This is a genomic window from Aquibium sp. A9E412 (genome assembly GCF_030398335.1).
GTDB lineage: Bacteria > Pseudomonadota > Alphaproteobacteria > Rhizobiales > Rhizobiaceae > A9E412.
This window is the reverse complement of sequence record NZ_JAOAOP010000013.1, coordinates 51053-71359: the sequence shown is the minus strand read 5'-3', so window position 1 is coordinate 71359 and position 20307 is coordinate 51053. Positions and strand designations below refer to the sequence as shown.

Below are 20307 nucleotides of genomic sequence, written 5' to 3'. Positions count from 1 at the left end.
TGCGCCACCGCGGTGCCGGCATAGGGCAGCGGCGGCTCCTCGGCGCGCACGGCCTGGCGGCCCTCGGCGACCGGCGTCGGCCCCAGCGTGCGGTGCAGCCGGGCATAGGGCCGCTCGGCGAGCGGGTCGTTGCGGTCGAGATGCCAGTCGACCGACCAGCCGGCCTCGCGGAAGGCGAGCGCGATCCGGTCGGAGAAGCCGCGCTCGTGCGGCGTGCCGAAGGCGCGCGCGGGGTCGAGGATCACGAGCCTGCGCTTGGATGACTGCATGGAAGCCCCGGGCTGGTGACGTCTTCGGCGCCCGCCCCGGCCACAGGCCGCCGCTGCGACCTTGCGGCGCAGGCGCGCCCTACCGGTAGCCCCGTGCGCCGTGCAAAGCAACCTCGCCGTTTGTCGGTGTCCGGTCCGCCCGGCCGCCTGCCGTCAGCCGCCCGCCTCGGCGTGCACGCGGCGGCTTTCGGCCAGCGTCTCGCGCAGGAAGGCGAGGGTGTCGGGCGCCAGCGCGGCCTGGTAGCTGGCGACGAAGTGCTTGGCCTTCAGGTGCTCGGCGCGGAAGCGCCCGGCATCGATGCCGAGAAAGCCGGCGAGCCGGCCGGCGGCGGCCTGCGGTTCGCTCTCGAAGGCCTCCGAGCGCATGACCAGCATCCGCTCCGGCGGCACGCGGCGCGTCCAGGCCGGCACGATCGTCTCGTAGCGGCTGCGCGCCAGCACCGCGGGCTCGCGCGCCAGCGCGTCGAGGAAGGGCCGGGCGGCCGGCACCTGCGCGCCGATCATCGCGACATGCGAGACGACGCGCGCCACCGGCTCGCGCAGCAGCAGCACGATGCGCACCTGCGGCGCGAAGGCGAGCAGCGCGTCGATGTGGTCGCCCGGCAGGTGGGCGTATTCCGGCGTGATGTCGCCGCGCCGCGCGACGTTCGGGAAGAAGCCCATCAGCGTCTCGTACCAGGCCTGGTCGAGGCCGTGGTCGAGCAGGTGCGCGAGCACCCGCACCCAGCGCGGGTTGAGCGTGCGGTTGCGCTCGACATGGTTGCGCAGCGCGGTCTCGGCATGCGCCGTCGCCCAGGCGCCGGAGAACGCCGATTCGGGCGCGAAGGCGCGCCGGTTGAAGAAGTTCACCTCCTTGCCGCCCGGCAGCGTGACGTCGGGGTGGCCCTGCAGCAGGCGGAACATCCAGGTGGTCGCCGCCTTCTGCACGCCGATGCCGAGAAAGTCGGGCACCCGCGTGCCGCGGCCGAGCGGCGGCGGCGGCGGGCGGCGCGGCACCACGGGGGCGAGCGCGTCGCTCAGCACCGGCGCGGCGAGGCGGCCGGCGAGCGCGCGGAGCTCGGCATAGCTTTCGGGCTGCGGCGGCGGCGCTGCCTCGGCGAAGTCGAACTCGCGGCCATAGGCGGGCGGCGGGCCGGGCTGCGGGCGGCCGGCGGCGAGCGCCCGCCAGTGCTGCAGGTCGGCCTCGAGCGTGGTCGCGAACGGCGCCTGCGGCCGGCGCCGCACGGCGCGCAGATGCGCCTCGGGGTGGACCAGGCTGCGCAGCCGCGCGCCCGGCGCGGCGGCGGCCGTGCCGCGGGCGCGGAAGACGACGATGTTCTGCCGGTACCACCAGGCGATGCCGGGGTCGGCCCACAGCGCGGCGCGCAGCGGATCGCTGCCGACGAAGCCGGCGCGCTCGAAACGCGCCTGCCAGGTCTCCAGCCACGCCTCGTTGCGGTGGCCCTCGCCGCCCTGGTAGGGCAGCGCGGCGGAAAACAGCACCGTGTCGCCGTGCCGGGTCAGGCTGTCGACGAAGGTCTGCGCCGCCTCCGGCGGCAGGTGCTCGGCGACCTCGAGCGAGATCACCAGGCCGAAGCGGCGGCCGAGCTCGATCGGCGCGGCGAGATCGTGCGGCACGAAGCGCTCCGGCGCGATCATCAGCATCGAGCGGTCGACCCAGTCGCCGTCGACGCCGACATGATCGGCGACGCCGAGCTCGCGCGCGGCGGCGAGCCACGGGCCGACGCCGCAGCCGACGTCGAGCACGCTGTCGGGCGGGCCGTCGGCGAACAGGTGCGACAGCACCCGGCGCGCCGAGGCCAGGCTCTCCTCGGCCTGGCGCTGGAAGAAGCCGCGGTCGTAGGGTCCGGTCATCGCTCCGCCGGTCGCTCGGGGCAGGGGGCCGCGCCGAAAGGCATGACGCCGGCAAGCGTGCAGCGGCCGGCGGACGCCATCATGGCCCGTTCCGTTGTTCGTGCCGCAGGGCAGCGGCGCCGGGCGGGGCCGCCCGGCCGCGGCATGCTACAGCGTGTGGCCGGGCGGCGTCCATCGCGTCAGCTCACCACCGCGCGGTCGGTCACCCGGCGCCAGGCCGCGCCGTCGGAGAAGGCGGGCACCGGGCCGCCCGCCTCGTCGCTGACGAAGACCAGCGCGCCGGCGATGCCGGCCGGCGCCGGCAGGTTCGCCACGGCATAGCTCGCCGGGCGCATCGGGCCGGCGACGTCGAGGCTGGTCTGCGGCGTCCGGCCGATGCCGGTGTTGCCGTTGCTGTCGACGCGCAGCGTCTCGGTCCACACCCCGTCGTGAACCACGGCGAGCCGGGCGCCGACGTCGCGCCGCACGGCAAAGTCGCTCTGCGCGAAGAAGTGGAAGCCGCCGCACAGCGCATAGGTCGCGCCGTCATAGGCCTCCGGCGTCAGCGAGACCAGCGTGTCGCCGGCGGCGACAGGCGCCGGCGCGGCCAGGCTGCCGCGCGCCCGCCGGCCCTTGAACTGGGCACGTGCGACATCATGACACACCGTGATCTGTGCCGATTGCCAGTCCTCGCGCTCCATTACGAGATTGCCGTCGCGCAGCGTGAGCTGGTCGTGCAGGGTGATGCGGCCGGTGCCGCGGTCGACCGTCAGCGCCTCGTGCCAGGTGACGCCGTCGGGCGAGACCTTGACGCGCCAGTCGTCGTCGCCGGCCAGGCCGAACTCCGCCCGGCCCGACCAGCCGGTCTGGAAGACCACGCTCGCGGTGGCGCCGGCGGCCGCCTTGTCGACGACGAGCCGCATGTCGCCGCTGCCGGGCGTCACGTCGTCGTGCGACAGCAGCACGGCGTCGGTCTTGACGGCGAGCCGGTTGACCGCGTCGGCGGCCGCGTTGACGCCGAGCCTGTCGATGCCGCCGGCGGCCAGCGCCGCGGCATCGAGCGCGCCCAGCGCCGCGGCGAGGTCGGTCCACGCGCCGGCGGAAAAGACGACGACGCGCGCGTCGGCCCGGCGCCACAGCCGCATGCCCTCGACCGGGGCGACGAACGACCAGGCGCCGTCGACGAAGGCGGCCAGCGCGCCGTCCTGCCCGGCGAAGGCGCCTGTCGCGCCCGCGGCGACCAGATGGCAGGCGCCCTCGGCCGGGTCGGCCGGCGGCGCGGCCGCCTCGTCCTCGACCGCGCCGTGCACCAGCACGTCGATCAGCCGCAGCGCCTCGTTGTGGGTGACGTGCTTCTGCGCCTGGCTGGGCAGGATGTAGGGAAGAAGGAAGCGGGGGGTGGTGTCCGGCATGGGAGGGCTCCGCTAGCAAGTATGCTTACTGGCTCGGGCAATAAGCTAGCGCAGCCGCGTTGGGCGGGGATTTTTTACGCCTAATCAAATCTCCAACGTAGAAGATCCCTATCCGAAAGATACATCCTCACGTCTTCAGGATTCGAAAACCTTTCTGATACGTCAGAACGACCAGTTTTCTTATGTTTTGTCGCAGGCATCTTGGTGACTACCGGGCCATCAAGGAAGCGAACTACGCTCTGAAAAGCGGGGAGAAAAGAAATCGATTCATAAACGACAAAACAGGTGTTTCCTTCCCGGAGCGCACTTGTCGAAATTTCTGTATACCATTGTTGATAAAAAATTTCCCAGCTCTCGAACTGGTGCCTATCAAACTCTGGTAATTCTTCATTCGGAACTGATTCTTGCGTCCTAGATGATGAGGAAAAATATTTTCCTGTCTTAGAGGCAAATAGTTTAGACGCAAAATTTGCTAAGATATTTTCTCGATATAGAATAATCTTTTTGATGTCAGGACGTTCAAGTATTTCTTTTTGAACGCCACTATTTTGTCCCGGAAATAGCTTGAAACCAACCTTTCTCTCCGGGCTGGCCATCTTGATTTTCTCAAGAAAGGCAAAGGGTGCCTCGTCCCTTTCAGAGCTCGTTGTATTGACAACGGGGTTTTCTTTTATCTTGGCGCTAAAAAACGGCCGCCTTTCATGTAAAAGTTCATAGTGCATAACTATGTCTGGAACAGAATTTAAAAGCGTGCAAAGCCAATTGGAGCCAGTTCTAGGAAATGCGAATAAAACAAAATCTATAGAGAGAGATTGGTTAATATCTTCTTTCATGGATCGGACTCGTTCTGTATGGGTCTAAACCATTCCTTCGAAAGCGGTTCCTTGGCATGCTTTTGCAAGTTCATCGAAATTAGATACGCTCTCTCTTAGTGGTTTACCAAGTTTTTTAAGCTTTGGCGTGTACGGTTTGGAGTATACGCCTGCAACGTGATCGGAAATTTTCTTCATAATTTCATCGTTGTCTGCATTAAGATTTTTATCTATCTCTTCATAAGTGAAAGTTAATAGAGGGAGATCGCGCATCCAATTAGAAAACCATCTATTCTGTATTTTTAATAACTTCGCATCACTTATAATCTTTTTTACGGGAATTAAATGAGTGCGCTCTTTATGAAGTTCAGAGCCCTTCTGCCAAGAATGCCAAATTTTGTTTTCGTTAGCGATAAAGGCGGATACGGCGGCCTCTACTACATTTTCACGAAAAAGATGTATGACTCGTATTCCTAGTTCTTCGCAGTACGAGAATAGAGAGGGTTTTCTGAATATCGGCCACCAAAAGGATTCAAAATTGTGAACATGGCCATACTTTATATCGATTACTATTGAGTCTGTTCCAGATTTTGACAAAAGGTGATTAAAATACTCAGAAGAAAATACTTTCTTCTTCTCATAGCTGGGCGAACTTATGAACGAAGGGTCTTGCTTAATCCATTCCTGTAGAAAGCGAAAAAAAGACGCTTCGCTCTTTTCGGCGGGGACTGCGTGTGGATTGCAGACCTCATCGTACATGTTCACGTTATCAAGCGATTTGATCGCCTCGCCAAGTAAATGGCTTCCCGATCGTTCGTGTGAAAGTAATATTGTAATCATATTTTTTATCTTCTTTTCTTAAAGAGTCGTTTTAGTTCCCAGAATCTAGTTTTTGCGCTATATGAGATTCGACGTCGAATGATTGCTTTGCCCAAAGTTCATGACGGTTAAAAACATCGTGTTTCTCCCTAAAATTTCTTAGAGCTACGTCAGCGTCAGGCCATTTTTTGTCTATGCAAAGTTGCCAGATTTTCACCAGCTCGAGCATGGGGCGCATCTTCGCGGATGATTTTTCGATAGCGACTTCGAGCAGGTTGTTTCTTTCAGTTTCATCCAAATCGTAATTTCTTATGCGGTCAATTTTGGATTTTGGTAACGGCTTAGTCAGCCGCCATACACGCGATTGATGCGTGACGAGTTCGTCAACGAGCTCGAACTCTTCATCAAAGAATTCCATTGAGATGTGAATATACGGATGCCAGCAATGGTAATAGTCCTGATGGACGAGCACGGACCGGTCCGGTATCAGATGCGCGAAGAACTCGCCGACCGCGTGCGAATTGAGCGGCTGCGTCTTGGCGATGTCGATGAACAGGATCTCGATGGGATCGCCGGTCCACTTCTGCTTCATGAAGTCGCCGGGATGCGCGGTGATCAGCTCGTGATAGCGGCCGGTCTGATATTCGAAGATGTCGAGGTAGGACTCCCCGTCCTCGACCGGACGGAACTCCTTGCTGATCGTTTCCCCGACATATTTGTCCACGACCTTGAAATAGTCATAGGCGTGGATAGGCGGATGGCCGTCATACGTACCATGCCCACCATCCTTCACGCCGGCGGCGAAGCAGTAGGTGGAGGCGCCGAGGAAGGCGCCTGCGTCGACGATGAAGCCCTTGCCCGAGTACCAGTTCTTGCCGAGCCAGTAGTAGCAGCGGCGTTCTTCGGGGCCGACCATGCCGCGCGGGTTTTCGAGGTGCCTCGGAAAGGCGTAGCCGTCCTTCTTCCACGGCCGGTCATTGAGAGTCAGCAAGTCCACGGTGCTCCTATCGCAACGGATCGGCCCACCCGCCGATCCGGGTTCGGCGCCAGTTCGGCTCTATGGCAGGATTGGAAAGGCCGTGCAAGGCGGGCGGGCGATGGGCAGCGGCCAGTATAGACCATAGTACAATTGTCCGGTTGCGTTTTATCGAACCGTGGCATAGGCGTGATTGCAAGGGGGTGACGTGGCGGAAGGGGACCGCGGCGCCCGTCAGGAAAAAGGGGGTGGGGAATGGAGTTCGAGCTTTCGAACCGGGAAAGCATCGAGGTTTTCGACGGCAATCTCGTGCGCGCGCGCGACAAGTGCGTGATCTACCGCATCACGGTGACGCAGTTCGACGGCGCCAACCTGAAGATCATCGTCACCGGCGGCAAGAGCAAGCTCGTCACGCCCGACACGCGCAGCCCGGTGGTCGACGTGGCGGTGTGGGGCCAGCTCTATCTCGAGGCCGACGGCACCGGCACCGTGACCGGCACCTACGAGGCGCTGTTCGGCCTTTAGGGCCGATCTGCGCTTCATGGACCCGCGGATCGGCTCCAGCGCGTTGTCCCGACGCGTTTTCGCCCGGCGCGCCGGCATCCGCTTCGCCTGCAGGCGCCATAACGGCGCGGCCGGCCCGGACGCGCGCCGGCGCCGCGACACGATCTCGCCACGGTCTGCGGCTAGTTGCTTCGCCGCGCGCGCTGGTCTAGGCCGCGTGGCGATGCTTGTGTCGATGCTTCGCGGGAGCCTTTGATGGACGAGACCGGCCGGCCGCTGATCGAGGCCACCCATCTGCGCCTCGACGTGCCGGTGCTTCAGACGCACGAGCGCCAGCTTCGCGCCAACCCGCTGTTGTTCATCCGCGACCTCTACCTCGCCAAGGGCCGGCGCCGGCTCGACACGCTGGTCGAGGACGTCTCCTTCACGCTTTCGCCGGGCGAGCGGCTCGGCTTGATCGGCCGCAACGGCGCCGGCAAGAGCACGCTGCTTCTGCTTCTGGCCGGCATCTACAAGCCGAGCGGCGGCCGGCTCGTCGTCAACGGCTCGACGCGCGGCCTGTTCAACATCACCTTCGGCATGCTGCCGCAGGCCACGGGGCTGGAGAACATCTATCTGCGCGGCCTGCAGATGGGCCTGTCGCTGGCGGAGATCCGCGCCCGGGTGCCGGAGATCGTCGCCTTCGCCGAGCTCGAGGATGCCATGGACAAGCCGTTCTCGACCTATTCGAGCGGCATGCGCATGCGCCTCGCCTTCGCCATCTCGACGGCGGTCGAGCCCGACATCCTGCTGCTCGACGAGTGGATCGGCGCCGGCGACCAGGGCTTCCTCGACAAGGTGCGCGGGCGCATGGAGCAGCTCGTCTCGGAAAGCCGCGGCCTGGTGCTGGCCAGCCACAACATGGCGCTGATGCGCCGGCTGTGCACCACCGGCATGGTGCTCGACGGCGGCCGCGTCGCCTTTCTCGGCCCCATCGAGGAGGCGCTGGCGCACTACCGCACGCCGGCCGCCGCTGCGGGGGCCGCCGCGTGAGGCCGCGCGCGGCCGTCCGTTCCTAGACCATGGCGCAGCCTGCCGTCTTCGTCTGGCAGTGGGGCCGGCGCGGCGCCGGGCCGCGCTTCGCCGCCGAGCTCGCCGCCGCCCTGGCCGCCGCCGGCGCGCGGCCGATCCTGTCGCTGTCGCGCGCGGCCGAGAGCTTCGAGGGCCTGGCCGGGCTGTGCCCCGACGGCCATCACGTGGCCGGCGGCAGCGGCCTTGCCGGCCTCGCGCTGCAGGCCGGCCGGCTGCCCGTGACGCTCGCCCGGCTGTCCGGCCGGCTCGCCGCGGCGCGGCCGGCCGCCGCGATCTGCGCCATGCCGGGCTATCTCGACCCGTTCGTCGCCGCCCGGCTCGGCGCCCTGCGCATCCCGCTCGTCACCGTGGTGCACGACATGCGGCCGCACCGCGGCGACCGCCACCACGCCGTCTACCGGCTGCAGCGCCGCGTCGTGGCGCACAGCCGCGCCGTCGTCACCCTGTCGCGCTTCATGGCCGACGCGCTGGCCGCCGCCGGCCCGCCGGGCCCCGCCGGCGGCACGGTGGTGCCGCTGTTCCACCCGCCCTTCGCCTTCGCCGATCTCGACCTGCCGCCGCCGGCCGCCCCGCCGGCGGCGCGAGACGGGCCGCTGCGCGTGCTGGTGACCGGCCGCATCCGCGGCTACAAGGGCGTGGAGACCGCGCTCGACGCGGTGGCCGCGCTCGCCGGCCGGCCGCTGGCGCTGCGCATCGCCGGCGCGGCCGACGATCCGCCCTGGCTCGCCCGCGCGCGGGCGATGGACGACGTCGCGCTGCGCCTCGAATGGCTCGACGAGCGCGCGCTGGTCGCGGAGATCGACGCCGCCGACCTGGTGCTGTTTGCCTACAGCGAGGCGACCCAGTCGGGCCTGGTGCCGCTGTGCCAGGCGCGCGGCCGCGCCGTCGTCGCCACGCCGGTCGGCGGCATCGCCGAGCAGGTCGAGCACGGCGTCGACGGGATGCTGGCCGCGCGGGCCGATGCCGGCGCGCTCGCCGCGCTGCTCGCGCGCTTTACCGACGAGCCGGCGCTGGCCGGCCGGCTGGGTGCGGCCGCGCTCGCCCGCCACCGGCCGCAGCCCGCCTGGGCGCGCTTCGTCGACGGCCTGATGCCGCTGCTCGGCTGAGGCGCTTCCGGGCGAAGCGGGAGCCGGTCCGCCGTCGGCAAAGGCGTCAAACGATAACTTGGAGCGGGTCCGCGATGCCGCGAAAGGCAGACCGGCGCGCGCCGGTGCCGCCCGGCCGCCTCACACCCACAGCGGCACGTAGCGCGAATAGCCGCGGTAGACGATCGCCGCCAGCACCGTGCCGATCACGCTGATGCCGCCGACCGCCAGCCAGGTCACCGGCGAGATCGGGTTGCCGAGCAGCGGCGCGCGCACGATCTCCAGGAAGTGGTAGAAGGGGTTGTAGGTGAGGAAGGCGCCGAGCACGCCGCCGCGTCCGGCCTCGCCCGGCATCCAGATGATCGGCGTGGCGAGAAAGGCGATGCGCATGATCGCCGAGACGATCTCGCCGACGTCGCGGAAGCGGCTGCCGACGACGCCGAAGAAGAACAGGAACCAGCCGCAATTGTAGACGAGCAGCGCGAAGCCGAGCAGGGCGAGCGCGGAATAAAGCGTCAGCGGCACGCCGAACAGCGCCATCACCGCCGCCGCGATCAGCGCCTGATGCAGGAACTGGATCACCGTCTTCAAGCCGTCGACGGCGAGGATCTCGGCGAGCGACATGCCGCCGTGCAGCACCTGGCCGCGGTAGCGCGCGAACACCGTGGCGCCGCCGTTGACGACGCCGGCGATCAGGTTCCACACGACGAGGCCGATCGCCAGATGCGGCACGTAGACGGCGGCCGCGATGCCGTAGACCTCGCTGAACAGCAGGCCGAGCACGGCCACGAACAGGCTCGGCCCGACCAGCAGCCACAGCGGCCCCAGCACGGTGCGGCGGTACTGGATCGCGAAGGTGAACCAGGTGAGGTAGAGGATGCGGCTCATGCTGCGGGTCATGCCGTGCCTTCTGCTGCTGGCTGGCGCGCGGTCTGCGGCGGGAGCGGGCGAGGCGAGGCTCAATCGACGACCTCCACGCTGAGCCCGTAGAGCGTCACCGACTGGCCGGTCGCCTGCGGGTCGGGCAGGATGCCGACATAGTCGCCGCCGCGCGGCTTGCCCTGCGGCACCGCGTAGTCGAAGGAGACGACGGCCGGCGTGGCGGAAAGCGTGAGCGTGCGCCAGCCGCTGTTGCCCACCTCCGACGTCGAATAGGCAATCGCCACGGCCGCGCCGTCGGCGGCGGCGGCGAGCAGCGACACGCGCACCGTCCTGCCGCTCGCCGCGAGCTCGAGCGAGTCCGGCAGGCGCAGCGAGAGGCCGGCGGTGCGGCCGGCCGACGACGGCTCGGAGACGCTGCCGGAGGCGACGAGCGCGTCGCCGCGCCGCTCGACCGAAATGCCGTCGGGAACCTGCAGCGTCTCCGCCTCGGCCCGCCCCAGGCGCACCACGTAGTCGCCGTCGAGGGCGGGCAGTTGCGGCGTCGCCGCCTGGTCCTCCCCGCCGGGCACCACGAGCTCGGTGCCGATCAGCAGCACGTCGCAGTTCTCGCCGAGCACGGCGGTGTTGGCGGCGCAGATCTCCGGCCACCGGTTGCCGTCACCGAGCACGCGCAGCGCGATTTCCGACAGGCTGTCGCCGGGCTCGACGACGACCGTCTGCTGCGCCTGGGCGGCCGCCAGCCCCGCCCACAGTGCCGCCGCGCAAAGGCCGAGCCGCCGCGCCGCCGGGCGCCGTCCGCGCGCGGTGCGTCGCGCTGCGACCGTGGTGAGGGATCGCGAATCTGCGTCGATCATTATGGGCATCAGGCCGTCGCTCCACTCGTTCGGCCGGAACGGATCGCGCGCGACCGTCCTCCGGCGCTGTCACCTGCCGCCGGCAGGCCGTCGGATCGAGCCCTCGTCGCGCGGTCGCTGCGCCGCGCGGCGCCGGGCGGCCGGCCGCCCGACGGCTGATCCGCGCATCCTGTAGCCGGTTTCGCCGCAGGTTAGAAGAACCCGTTTCGCCGGCGCCACCCAGCCTTTTGTCTAGGTGCCGGCCGTCGTCGGCCGCTCGGCGTCCTCGATGCCGAGCAGCCTAGCGAACTGCAGCACGACGCTCTGCTGGTCGAACGAGCCCGCCTCGAAGAGCGCCCGTCCGGCCGCGCCGTGCCGCGCGGCGAGCTGCGGCTCGTCGAGATAGCGCGCCACCGCCGCCGTCAGCGCCGCGCCCATGTCGGGCCCCGGCGCGACGAGCAGCCCCGTCTCGCCGTCGCGCACGATCGCGCTGCAGCCCGGCAGGTCGCTCGCCACGCAGGCCACGCCGCTCGCCGCCGCCTCGATGAGAATGCGCGGGATGCCCTCGCCGTAGCGCGTCGGCAGGCACACCACGTCCGTCTGGCGCAGCAGGCCCGCCATGTCGTCGACGCGGCCGAGAAAGCGGATGGCCGGCTCGGCGGCCAGTGTCTCCGGCGCCAGGCCGTCCGGGTCGCCGGCATCGAGCATGCCGGCGACCGCGAACGCGGCGTCGGACCGGCCGCCGAGGCGCCGCGCGGTGTCGACGAACAGGTCGAGCCCCTTGGCGCGCAGCAGGCGCGAGGCGAACAGGACGCGCAGCGGCCGCTCTGCCGGCTGGCGGTCGGCCGGCCGGTAGAGCTGCGGGTCGACGCCGGCACCGCTGACCACATGCGCCTTGTCCGCGCTGACCAGCCCGCGCTTCAGCCAGTGCGCCCGGTCGGCCGCCGTCTCGAAGGTGAAGCGCACGTTCGGCCGCGCGGAGATCAGCCGGATCGCCCGCTCGACCAGCCAGCGCACCGGGGTGCCGCGCCGCTGCCGACCGGCCAGGTCGGGCGCCATCAGCCGGCCGAGGCCGGGGATGGTGACGAGCACGCGGCCGCGCATGCGCGCCGTCAGCGCCGCGAGCCCGCCGAAGACGGCCGGCTTCAGCGTGATGAGGTGCACCGCGACGGGCTGCAGCTCGCCGATCAGCCGCCGCGTCACGCGCACCAGCCGCATGTCGTGCACCGGATGGAACCGGAAGCGCTCGACCGGCAGGTGGATGTAGTGCCAGCCCGCGCGTGCCGCGGCGGGGATCGGCGTGCCGCCGGTCACCACGGTGACGTCGAAGCCGCGCGCCACCAGATCGTCGATCACCGCAACGCGGTGGCGCAGGAAGTAGTCGCCGTCGTTGCAGATGACCAGGATCGCGGGCATGTGGCGCTTTCCAGACGTCGAACCGGACTGCCGGCGGCATGCGCCAGGGGGGCCGGGCGGTGGCCCGCAGCGCCTGCCGGGGAGACCGACCTGCGATAGCACGGCATTGCCGGCGAGCAACCCCAATTTTGCAACGACAGGGCGCGGAGCCGCTGTGCGCGCTCGGCAACTTTTTCTAGACATGCCCGTGCTACTGGGTCATCCCACGAGGTGTGTCGGCGCACGGGCAGCGCGTGCGAAGGCCGGCGCGGGACCTGGCAGGAGGGGATGCGATGCTGGTGCCGGTGGTCATGGCGGGCGGGTCGGGGACGCGGCTGTGGCCGGTGTCCCGCAAGCTCTATCCCAAGCAGTTCTGCGCGCTGACCGGCGAGCGCACCATGCTGCAGGAGACCGCGGCGCGCCTGTCCGGGCTCGACGCGGCAGCGCCGCTCGTCGTGTGCAACGAGGAGCACCGCTTCCTGGCCGCCGAGCAGCTCCGCCAGATCGGCCAGGACGCGGCCGCCGTGATCCTCGAGCCGGTCGGCCGCAACACCGCGCCGGCGATCGCCCTGGCGGCGCTGCATGCGACGGCCGGCGGCGAGGACCCGCTGCTGCTCGTGCTGGCCGCCGATCACCTGATCGTCGACGTCGCCGCCTTCCAGGCGAGCGTGGCGAAGGCGGTGCGGCTGGCCGAGGCGGGCCGGCTGGTGACCTTCGGCATCGTGCCGCAGCGCGCCGAGACCGGCTATGGCTACGTGCGCCGCGGCGCGCCGCTCGGCGACGACGGCCATGCGGTCGACCGCTTCGAGGAAAAGCCGGACGCCGCGACGGCCGAGGCCTTCGTCGCGTCGGGCGACTACTACTGGAACAGCGGCATGTTCCTGTTCCGCGCCGGCGTCTATCTCGGCGAGCTCGAGCGGCATGCGCCGGCGATCCTCGCGGCCTGCCGCGCCGCCTATGCGGGGGCGGCGGTCGACATGGACTTCGTGCGCGTCGCCGCCGGGCCCTTCGCCGCCGGGCCGAGCGATTCCATCGACTATGCGGTGATGGAGAAGACCGGCGCGGCCGCCGTGGTGCCGCTCGACGCGGGCTGGAGCGACATCGGCTCGTGGGATGCGCTGTGGGAGATCAGCGACAAGGACGCGGCCGGCAACGTGCTGGCCGGCGACGTGCTGGCGCTCGACGCGCGCAACTCGCTCGTGCGCGCCGACCGGCGGCTGGTGGCGCTGGTGGGCGTGGAGGACCTCGTCGTGGTCGAGACGCCGGATGCGGTGCTCGTCGCCGATCGCGCGCGCGCCCAGGACGTCAAGAAGATCGTCGAGACGATCGGCGACAACGGCCGCGCCGAGCATCTGACGCACCGCATCGTCTACCGCCCGTGGGGGCACTACGATTCGATCGATCTCGGCGACCGCCACCAGGTCAAGCGCATCACCGTGAAGCCGGGCGCCAAGCTGTCGGTGCAGATGCACCACCATCGCGCCGAGCACTGGGTGGTGGTGCGCGGCACCGCCCGCGTGCAGAAGGGCGAGGAGACGGTGCTGCTCGGCGAGAACCAGTCGACCTACATCCCGCTCGGCGAGGTGCATGCGCTGGAGAACCCAGGCAAGATCCCGCTCGAGCTGATCGAGGTGCAGTCGGGCTCCTATCTGGGCGAGGACGACATCGTCCGGCTGGAGGACCGCTACGGCCGTCTCGAGAAGGGCTGACCGGCCGCGCGCCAGAGCCGTTCTGATGTTCGCGGATTCGCAGATCGGCTCTGACTTTTCATTTCAACGCGTTTGCCGACGGCGAACCGGTTTCCACTTCGCCTGCAAACGCCTCAGGCGCGGATCAGCGCCGTCAGCTCGTCCACCTTGGCCTTGAGCAGCGCCTGGTCGCCGCGCGTCTCGACGTTGAGCCTGAGCAGCGGCTCGGTGTTCGACGCGCGCACGTTGAAGCGCCAGTCGTCGAACACCAGCCCCAGGCCGTCGAGCGTCTCGACCTGCGGGTCCTGCGCCGCATAGCGCTCGGCCAGCCGCTGCTGCACCGCCTTGGCGTCGGATACGGTGAAGTTGATCTCGCCGGAGCAGGGGAAGGCGGCGATGCGCTCTTCCAGGAGCTCGGCCAGGCTGGTGCCGGTCGCCGACAGCTCGGTGACCACGTCGAGCCAGGCGAGCATGCCCGAATCGCAGTAGGCGAAGTCGCGGAAGTAGTGGTGGGCGCTCATCTCGCCGCCATAGACGGCGTCCTCCTCGCGCATCATCTGCTTGAAGAAGGCGTGGCCGGTGCGGCAGGCCTTGGCGACTCCGCCGGCGCGCTCGACGATGTCGATCGTGTTCCAGGTCAGCCGCGGGTCGTGCAGGATCGTCGCGCCGGGATGATCGCGCAGCATGCGCTGGGCGATCATGCCGACCAGGTAGTAGCCTTCGACGAAGCGGCCGTGATGGTCGTAGAGGAAGCAGCGGTCGAAATCGCCGTCGAAGGCGATGCCGAGATCGGCGCCGTGCTCGACCACCGCGCGGCTCGCCCGCTCGCGCTTTTCCGGCAGCAGCGGGTTGGGCACGCCGTTGGGCAGCGTCGGGTCGGGCTCGTGGTCGACCTTGATGAAGGTGAAGGGCAGGTGCGGCTCGATCAGGTCGATGATCGGTCCGGCGCAGCCGTTGCCGGCATGGCAGACGATCTTGAGCGGCTTCAGCGCGTGGCCGGAGACCTCGCCGAGCAGCCGCTCGACATAGGAGGCACGATCCTGCAGCGGCCGCACGACGCCGCGCCTGGCATAGTCGTCGACCGCCGGCATGGCGCGGTCGGCATAGACCATCTCCTCGATGGCGGCGAAGGCGTTGTCGCGCGTCGCCGCCGCGGCGCCCTTCAGCACCATCTTGAAGCCGTTGTAGTCGGGCGGGTTGTGGCTCGCCGTCACCATCAGCCCGGCATCGGCGCCCGAGCGCGCGGTGTGGAAATAGACCTCCTCGGTGCCGCACTGGCCGACCGGCAGGACGTCGCAACCGCTGTCGAGCAGGCCCTGCGACAGGGCCGCGGCAAGGGCGGGGCTGTCCATGCGCATGTCGTGGCCGACGACGACGGCGTCCGCCTTCAGGAATTCGGCCGTCGCCTGGCCGAACCGGTAGGCGAAGGCGGCGTTGATCGCCGCCGGGATCTGGCCGCGCACGTCGTAGGCCTTGAAGGGCGAGTTCATCGGGTGCTGTCCTTTGCCGTTGCCAACGGGTGTCCTGCCGGTGTTAGGCATGGATCGCGCGTGACGCAATCGCAATCGCGCCGGCGCCCGGGCGGTGCGGCGCCGGCCGTTCAAGTCGTGTGACAGCGACGCGCGAGAGATTGAAGCGGCGCCCCGGTTGCCAAGCGGCGCGGCGCTTTCTAAGGACGGCATGTCAGGTCCGGCGGCGACCGCCGGCCCGCAGCACGGGGCGCCCATGCAGTTCATCGATCTCCAGGCCCAGCGCGCGCGCATCCGCGAGCGTCTCGACACCGCGATCGCGCGCGTGGTGGAAAGCGGCCGCTACATCCTCGGCCCGGAAGTCGCCGAGTTCGAGAAGCGGCTGGCCGAGTTCCTCGGCGTCGGCCAGGTGGTCGCCTGCGCCAACGGCACCGACGCGCTGCACATCCCGCTGCGCGCGCTCGGCATCGGTCCCGGCGACGCGGTGTTCTGTCCGAGCTTCACCTTCGCCGCCACCGCCGAGGTGGTGGCGCTCGCCGGGGCCGAGCCGGTCTTCGTCGACGTCGAGCCGGACAGCTACAACATCGATGTCGCGAGCCTGGAGGCGGCGCTCGCGGCCGTTCGCGCCGAGGGACGGCTGGTGCCGCGGGCGATCATTCCGGTCGACCTGTTCGGCCAGGCGGCCGACTATGCGGCCCTCGAGCGCATCGCCCTGCGCGAGGATCTCGTCATCGTCTCCGACGCGGCGCAGTCGATCGGCGGCGTGCGCGACGGCCGGCGCTGCGGCAGCTTCGGCCGCGTCGCGGGCACCAGCTTCTATCCGGCCAAGCCGCTCGGCTGCTACGGCGACGGCGGCGCGATGATGACCGACGACGCCGACCTCGCCGAGGTGCTGCGCTCGATCGCCTTTCACGGCAAGGGCAACGGCCAGTACGACAATGTGCGCGTCGGCCTCAATTCGCGCCTCGACACGCTGCAGGCGGCGATCCTGATCGAGAAGCTCGCCATCCTGCCCGACGAGATGGAGCGCCGCGAGGCGGTCGCCCGGCGCTACATCGCCGGCCTGGGCGACGTCGCCAGGGTGCCGCGGGTGCCGGCCGGCAGCCGCTCGGCCTGGGCGCAGTTCGCCATCGAGTGCGAGGATCGCGACCGGCTGCGCGCCGGCCTCGCCGAGGCCGGCATCCCCTCGGTGGTCTACTACGAGAAGCCGCTGCACCTGCAGCGCGCCTATGCGCACTGTCCGCGCGCGCCGCACGGGCTGCCGGTTTCCGAGGGGCTGTCGGCGCGCATCCTGTGCCTGCCGATGCACCCCTATCTGGCGGCCGACGACCAGGACCGCATCATCGAGGCGGTGCGCGCCGTGCTGGCGCCGGCCGGCCTGCGCCACGCGGCCGCCCGGTGAGAGGCGCCGCGCCGGCCCGGGCAGAAAGTTGCCCCCATCGGGGCCGGGCGGGAACGAACCGCCGCGGAGCGGCCCCTATCGAGCAAGGCTTCGCCTTGAATTTGCGGCACCGGCCGATAGAAAAGGCTGGCTGCCGTTGCGGAAAGCGCGTGCCTGCACGCAATCCAGTGTTTGAGGCCCGAGCATGACCAAGCCCCTCAGCCATCTCGACCGGCTCGAAGCGGAATCGATCCACATCTTCCGCGAGGTCGCCGCGACCTTCTCCAAGCCGGTGATGCTCTATTCGGTGGGCAAGGATTCCTCGGTGCTGCTGCATCTGGCGCTCAAGGCCTTCTATCCGGCGCGGCCGCCCTTTCCCTTCATGCACATCGACACGACGTGGAAGTTCCGCGAGATGATCGAGTTCCGCGACCGCATGGCGGCCGAGCGCGGCTTCGATCTGCTGGTCCACATCAACCAGGACGGTGTGCGCGACGGCATCAACCCGTTCGACCACGGCTCCAACACCCACACCCACATCATGAAGACGGTGGCGCTGCGCCAGGCGCTCGACAAGCACGGTTTCGACGCCGCCTTCGGCGGCGCCCGGCGCGACGAGGAGAAGTCGCGCGCCAAGGAGCGCATCTTCTCCTTCCGCAACGCCGCGCACGCCTGGGACCCCAAGAACCAGCGCCCGGAGATGTGGAAGATCTACAACACCCGCATCGCGCCGGGTGAATCGATCCGCGTCTTCCCGCTGTCGAACTGGACCGAGCTCGACATCTGGCAGTACATCCTGCAGGAAAACATTCCGATCGTGCCGCTCTACTACGCCAAGAGGCGGCCGGTGGTCGACCGCGACGGCATGACGATCATGGTCGACGACGCGCGCATGAAGCTGCGCCCCGACGAGCGCGTCGAGGAGCGCATGGTGCGCTTCCGCACGCTCGGCTGCTACCCGCTGACCGGCGCCATCGATTCGCAGGCCGACACGCTGGAGGCGATCGTCGCCGAGATGCTGACGGCGCGCACCTCCGAGCGTCAGGGCCGGCTGATCGACAAGGACGAGGCCGGCTCCATGGAGAAGAAGAAGCGCGAGGGGTATTTCTGAGATGGACGATCTCGCCACCGCCGCCGCACTGCCCGATGCCGAGGACATCCGCGCCTATCTCGCGGCGCAGTCCGGCAAGACGCTGCTGCGCTTCCTCACCTGCGGCTCGGTCGACGACGGCAAGTCGACGCTGATCGGCCGGCTGCTCTACGACACCAAGCTGATCTTCGAGGACCAGCTCGCCGCGCTGGAGAGCGATTCGCGCAAGCACGGCACGGTGGGCACCGACATCGACTTCGCGCTGCTCGTCGACGGGCTGGAGGCCGAGCGCGAGCAGGGCATCACCATCGACGTCGCCTATCGCTTCTTCGCCACCGACAAGCGCAAGTTCATCGTAGCCGACACGCCCGGCCACGAGCAGTACACGCGCAACATGGCGACCGGCGCCTCGACGGCCGACCTGGCGATCGTGCTGGTCGACGCGCGCGCCGGCGTGCTGCGCCAGACGCGGCGCCACTCGATCATCGCCGCGATGCTCGGCATCCGCAACATCGTGCTGGCGGTCAACAAGATCGACCTGGTCGACTATGCCGAGGACGTGTTCGAGCAGATCGTCGAGGACTATCGCGGCTTCGCCGCCGATCTCGGCTTCCAGTCGATCGTGCCGATCCCCATGTCGGCGCGCTTCGGCGACAACGTGACCGGCCGCTCCGACCGCATGCCCTGGTACAAGGGGCCGGTGCTGCTGTCGCATCTCGAGACCGTCGAGGTCGAGCGCGACGCCGCCGCGCGGCCGCTGCGCTTTCCCGTGCAGTATGTCAGCCGCCCCAATCTCGACTTCCGCGGCTTTGCCGGCACGGTGGCCGCCGGCCGCGTCGCCGCCGGCGACGAGGTGGTGGTCGCCAAGTCGGGCAAGCGCTCGCGCGTCGCGCGCATCGTCACCCAGGACGGCGACCTCGAGGAGGCCGTCGAGGGCCAGGCGGTCACGCTGGTGCTCGAGGATGAGATCGAGGTGTCGCGCGGCAACATGCTGGTCGCGCCCGACGCCCGGCCGCACGTCGCCGACCAGTTCGCCGCCAACGTCGTGTGGTTCGACGAGCACGCGATGATCCCCGGCCGCTCCTACATCCTGCGCACCGAGGTCGACCAGACCAGCGCCACGGTGTCGGAGCTCAAGTACCGCGTCAACGTCAACAACTTCGCGCACGAGGCGGCCAAGTCGCTCGAGCTCAACGAGGTCGGCGTGTGCAACCTGTCGCTGCAGGCGCCGATCGCCTTCGACCGGTTCGCCGACGACCGCACCACCGGCGGCTTCATCCTGATCGACCGGCTGACCAACGCCACGGTCGGCGCCGGCATGATCCTGCACCCGCTGCGCCGCGCCGAGAACATCCACTGGCAGGCGCTCGACGTCGACAAGGGCTCGCGTGCCGCGCTCAAGCACCAGAAGCCGGTCGTGCTGTGGTTCACCGGCCTGTCGGGCTCGGGCAAGTCGACCATCGCCAACCTGCTGGAAAAGAAGCTCCACGTCGCCGGCCGGCACACCTATCTGCTCGACGGCGACAACGTGCGCCACGGCCTCAACCGCGACCTCGGCTTCACCGAGGAGGACCGCGTGGAGAACATCCGCCGCGTGGCGGAGGTCGCGCGCCTGATGGCGGATGCCGGGCTGATGGTGTTCGTCTCCTTCATCTCGCCGTTCCGCGCCGAGCGGCGCATGGCGCGCGACCTGATGGGCGAGGGCGAGTTCGTCGAGATCTTCGTCGACACGCCGTTCGAGGAGTGCGCGCGGCGCGATCCCAAGGGTCTCTACGCCCGCGCGCTCAAGGGCGAGATCAAGAACTTCACCGGCGTCGATTCGCCCTACGAGCCGCCGGAGGCGGCCGAGGTGCATCTGGAGACACTCAACCGCACGCCCGAGGAGATGGTCGAGGCGATCGAGGCCTGGCTGCGGGAGCAAGGCTATTGCTGAGCGGGGAGGGCGCGGCGGCGCGGCCGGCGCAGCCGGCTGACGCGGACCTCGTCGCCGGGCTCGAGGAGCTGGCGCTCGAAGCCGGCCGCGCGATCATGGCGTGCTACGCGCGCGGCGTGTCGGTGAGCGAGAAGGCCGACGCCTCGCCGGTCACCGAGGCCGACACCACGGCCGAGGCGATCATCCTGCGCGGGCTCGCCCGGCTGTGCCCGCAGGTGCCGGTGGTCGCCGAGGAATCGGTCGCCGCCGGCCGCGTGCCGCCGGCGCTCGACGGTGCCTTCCTGCTGGTCGATCCGCTCGACGGCACGCGCGAGTTCGTCAACCGGCGCGACGACTTCACCGTCAACATCGCGCTGGTGCGCGGCGGCGTGCCCGAGCTCGGCGTCGTCTACGCGCCGGCGCGCAGCGCCCTGTTCGCGGCCAGGCCCGACCGGGCCGAGGCGGCCACGGTCGAGGACGGCGCGCGTGTCGTCGCGCGCGGTGCGATCGCGGTGCGCGGTGCGCCCGAGCCGCCGGTCATCGTCGCCAGCCGCTCGCACCGCACCGCCGAGACCGATGCCTTCATCGCCCGCTTTCCCGGCGCCGAGCTGATGGCGGTCGGCTCGTCGCTCAAGTTCTGCATGCTGGCGAGCGGCCGCGCCGACCTCTACCCGCGGTTCGGCCGTACCATGGAGTGGGACACCGCGGCCGGCGACGCGGTCCTGCGCGCGGCCGGCGGCCGCACGCTCACCCTCGACGGCCGGCCGCTCGCCTACGGCAAGCGCGACCAGCCGCACGACAGCGACTTCGCCAATCCCTGGTTCGTCGCCGAAGCCGGCTGCCATGCCGTGGCGCGTTGAGACGGCGTCGATTGCC

At 68.8% G+C, this 20307-nt stretch carries 18 protein-coding genes; 8 read left to right on the top strand and 10 right to left on the bottom strand.

The annotated features are described in order from the left end of the window. The 6 genes from N1F89_RS07675 to N1F89_RS07650 all read right to left on the bottom strand — a co-directional run. Nucleotides 1-269: hypothetical protein (locus N1F89_RS07675; RefSeq protein WP_290083054.1), on the bottom strand; the 269-nt coding region annotated here is incomplete at its 3' end. Between the two features lie 153 nt (nt 270-422). After that, nucleotides 423-2123 carry a sulfotransferase gene (locus tag N1F89_RS07670; RefSeq protein WP_290083053.1) on the bottom strand — a complete coding sequence of 567 codons (1701 nt, stop codon included), beginning with the start codon at nt 2121-2123 and terminating at the stop codon, nt 423-425. A gap of 179 nt (nt 2124-2302) precedes the next feature. After that, nucleotides 2303-3514, bottom strand: a complete 1212-nt coding sequence (locus N1F89_RS07665; protein WP_290083052.1) for a DUF2793 domain-containing protein — start codon at nt 3512-3514, stop codon at nt 2303-2305. An 80-nt stretch (nt 3515-3594) separates the two neighbouring features. Then, complete coding sequence (locus N1F89_RS07660) at nt 3595-4347, bottom strand: hypothetical protein (RefSeq protein WP_290083050.1); 753 nt, start codon at nt 4345-4347, stop codon at nt 3595-3597. A 24-nt stretch (nt 4348-4371) separates the two neighbouring features. Then, on the bottom strand, nt 4372-5085 hold the full coding sequence (locus N1F89_RS07655; RefSeq protein ID WP_290083048.1) for a Stf0 family sulfotransferase: 714 nt from the start codon (nt 5083-5085) through the stop codon (nt 4372-4374). A 112-nt stretch (nt 5086-5197) separates the two neighbouring features. Beyond that, complete coding sequence (locus N1F89_RS07650; RefSeq protein ID WP_290083046.1) at nt 5198-6142, bottom strand: hypothetical protein; 945 nt, start codon at nt 6140-6142, stop codon at nt 5198-5200. 234 nt (nt 6143-6376) lie between these two features. Between N1F89_RS07650 and N1F89_RS07645 the strand changes: the two genes are divergently transcribed. The 3 genes from N1F89_RS07645 (at nt 6377) to N1F89_RS07635 (ending at nt 8802) form a co-directional block, all read left to right on the top strand. Beyond that, nucleotides 6377-6646, top strand: a complete 270-nt coding sequence (locus tag N1F89_RS07645) for a hypothetical protein (RefSeq protein ID WP_290083044.1) — start codon at nt 6377-6379, stop codon at nt 6644-6646. A 234-nt stretch (nt 6647-6880) separates the two neighbouring features. Beyond that, a complete protein-coding gene (locus N1F89_RS07640) occupies nt 6881-7657 on the top strand; it encodes an ABC transporter ATP-binding protein (RefSeq protein ID WP_290083043.1) in 777 nt (258 codons plus the stop codon). Nucleotides 7658-7686: 29 nt separating this feature from the next. Then, nucleotides 7687-8802, top strand: coding sequence for a glycosyltransferase (locus tag N1F89_RS07635; protein ID WP_290083041.1), 1116 nt, complete (start codon nt 7687-7689; stop codon nt 8800-8802). 120 nt (nt 8803-8922) lie between these two features. Here the strand turns inward: N1F89_RS07635 and N1F89_RS07630 are convergent, their stop codons facing one another. The 3 genes from N1F89_RS07630 to N1F89_RS07620 all read right to left on the bottom strand — a co-directional run bounded on the left by N1F89_RS07630 (nt 8923) and on the right by N1F89_RS07620 (nt 11912). Further along, on the bottom strand, nt 8923-9681 hold the full coding sequence (locus N1F89_RS07630) for an ABC transporter permease (protein WP_290083039.1): 759 nt from the start codon (nt 9679-9681) through the stop codon (nt 8923-8925). A 59-nt stretch (nt 9682-9740) separates the two neighbouring features. Continuing rightward, entirely contained in the window at nt 9741-10526 is a 786-nt protein-coding gene (locus tag N1F89_RS07625; protein ID WP_290083038.1) for a LysM peptidoglycan-binding domain-containing protein, read from the bottom strand. 222 nt (nt 10527-10748) lie between these two features. Continuing rightward, nucleotides 10749-11912 (bottom strand): glycosyltransferase family 4 protein, encoded by a 1164-nt coding sequence (locus tag N1F89_RS07620; RefSeq protein WP_290083036.1) that lies wholly within the window; start codon nt 11910-11912, stop codon nt 10749-10751. A gap of 272 nt (nt 11913-12184) precedes the next feature. Between N1F89_RS07620 and N1F89_RS07615 the strand changes: the two genes are divergently transcribed. Continuing rightward, entirely contained in the window at nt 12185-13600 is a 1416-nt protein-coding gene (locus N1F89_RS07615) for a mannose-1-phosphate guanylyltransferase/mannose-6-phosphate isomerase (RefSeq protein ID WP_290083035.1), read from the top strand. Nucleotides 13601-13713: 113 nt separating this feature from the next. On the opposite strand, the gene N1F89_RS07610 is transcribed toward N1F89_RS07615, so the two are convergent. Then, a complete protein-coding gene (locus N1F89_RS07610) occupies nt 13714-15069 on the bottom strand; it encodes a phosphomannomutase (RefSeq protein ID WP_290083034.1) in 1356 nt (451 codons plus the stop codon). A gap of 235 nt (nt 15070-15304) precedes the next feature. Here N1F89_RS07610 and N1F89_RS07605 point away from each other — a divergent pair, with 235 nt between their 5' ends. From N1F89_RS07605 to cysQ, 4 genes are all read left to right on the top strand, one after another. Continuing rightward, nucleotides 15305-16450 carry a DegT/DnrJ/EryC1/StrS aminotransferase family protein gene (locus N1F89_RS07605; protein WP_290083032.1) on the top strand — a complete coding sequence of 382 codons (1146 nt, stop codon included), beginning with the start codon at nt 15305-15307 and terminating at the stop codon, nt 16448-16450. Nucleotides 16451-16634: 184 nt separating this feature from the next. Continuing rightward, complete coding sequence (gene cysD / locus N1F89_RS07600) at nt 16635-17540, top strand: sulfate adenylyltransferase subunit CysD (RefSeq protein WP_290083030.1); 906 nt, start codon at nt 16635-16637, stop codon at nt 17538-17540. Nucleotide 17541: 1 nt separating this feature from the next. Continuing rightward, a complete protein-coding gene (gene cysN / locus N1F89_RS07595) occupies nt 17542-19452 on the top strand; it encodes a sulfate adenylyltransferase subunit CysN (RefSeq protein ID WP_290083028.1) in 1911 nt (636 codons plus the stop codon). After that, entirely contained in the window at nt 19446-20291 is an 846-nt protein-coding gene (gene cysQ, locus N1F89_RS07590; protein ID WP_290083026.1) for a 3'(2'),5'-bisphosphate nucleotidase CysQ, read from the top strand. The genes cysN and cysQ overlap by 7 nt, the downstream gene beginning before the upstream one ends. The last annotated feature ends 16 nt before the right edge of the window (nt 20292-20307 follow it).

Excerpts from the sequence above, each read along its gene's own strand:
- N1F89_RS07670 (WP_290083053.1), bottom strand. The coding sequence starts at position 2,123 with ATGACCGGACCCTACGACCGCGGCTTCTTCCAGCGCCAGGCCGAGGAG.
- N1F89_RS07610 (WP_290083034.1), bottom strand. The coding sequence starts at position 15,069 with ATGAACTCGCCCTTCAAGGCCTACGACGTGCGCGGCCAGATCCCGGCG.
- cysN (WP_290083028.1), top strand. The coding sequence starts at position 17,542 with ATGGACGATCTCGCCACCGCCGCCGCACTGCCCGATGCCGAGGACATC.
- cysD (WP_290083030.1), top strand. The coding sequence starts at position 16,635 with ATGACCAAGCCCCTCAGCCATCTCGACCGGCTCGAAGCGGAATCGATC.
- N1F89_RS07645 (WP_290083044.1), top strand. The coding sequence starts at position 6,377 with ATGGAGTTCGAGCTTTCGAACCGGGAAAGCATCGAGGTTTTCGACGGC.
- N1F89_RS07620 (WP_290083036.1), bottom strand. The coding sequence starts at position 11,912 with ATGCCCGCGATCCTGGTCATCTGCAACGACGGCGACTACTTCCTGCGC.
- N1F89_RS07635 (WP_290083041.1), top strand. The coding sequence starts at position 7,687 with ATGGCGCAGCCTGCCGTCTTCGTCTGGCAGTGGGGCCGGCGCGGCGCC.
- N1F89_RS07665 (WP_290083052.1), bottom strand. The coding sequence starts at position 3,514 with ATGCCGGACACCACCCCCCGCTTCCTTCTTCCCTACATCCTGCCCAGC.
- N1F89_RS07655 (WP_290083048.1), bottom strand. The coding sequence starts at position 5,085 with ATGTACGATGAGGTCTGCAATCCACACGCAGTCCCCGCCGAAAAGAGC.
- N1F89_RS07640 (WP_290083043.1), top strand. The coding sequence starts at position 6,881 with ATGGACGAGACCGGCCGGCCGCTGATCGAGGCCACCCATCTGCGCCTC.
- N1F89_RS07605 (WP_290083032.1), top strand. The coding sequence starts at position 15,305 with ATGCAGTTCATCGATCTCCAGGCCCAGCGCGCGCGCATCCGCGAGCGT.
- N1F89_RS07630 (WP_290083039.1), bottom strand. The coding sequence starts at position 9,681 with ATGACCCGCAGCATGAGCCGCATCCTCTACCTCACCTGGTTCACCTTC.
- N1F89_RS07660 (WP_290083050.1), bottom strand. The coding sequence starts at position 4,347 with ATGAAAGAAGATATTAACCAATCTCTCTCTATAGATTTTGTTTTATTC.
- N1F89_RS07625 (WP_290083038.1), bottom strand. The coding sequence starts at position 10,526 with ATGCCCATAATGATCGACGCAGATTCGCGATCCCTCACCACGGTCGCA.
- N1F89_RS07615 (WP_290083035.1), top strand. The coding sequence starts at position 12,185 with ATGCTGGTGCCGGTGGTCATGGCGGGCGGGTCGGGGACGCGGCTGTGG.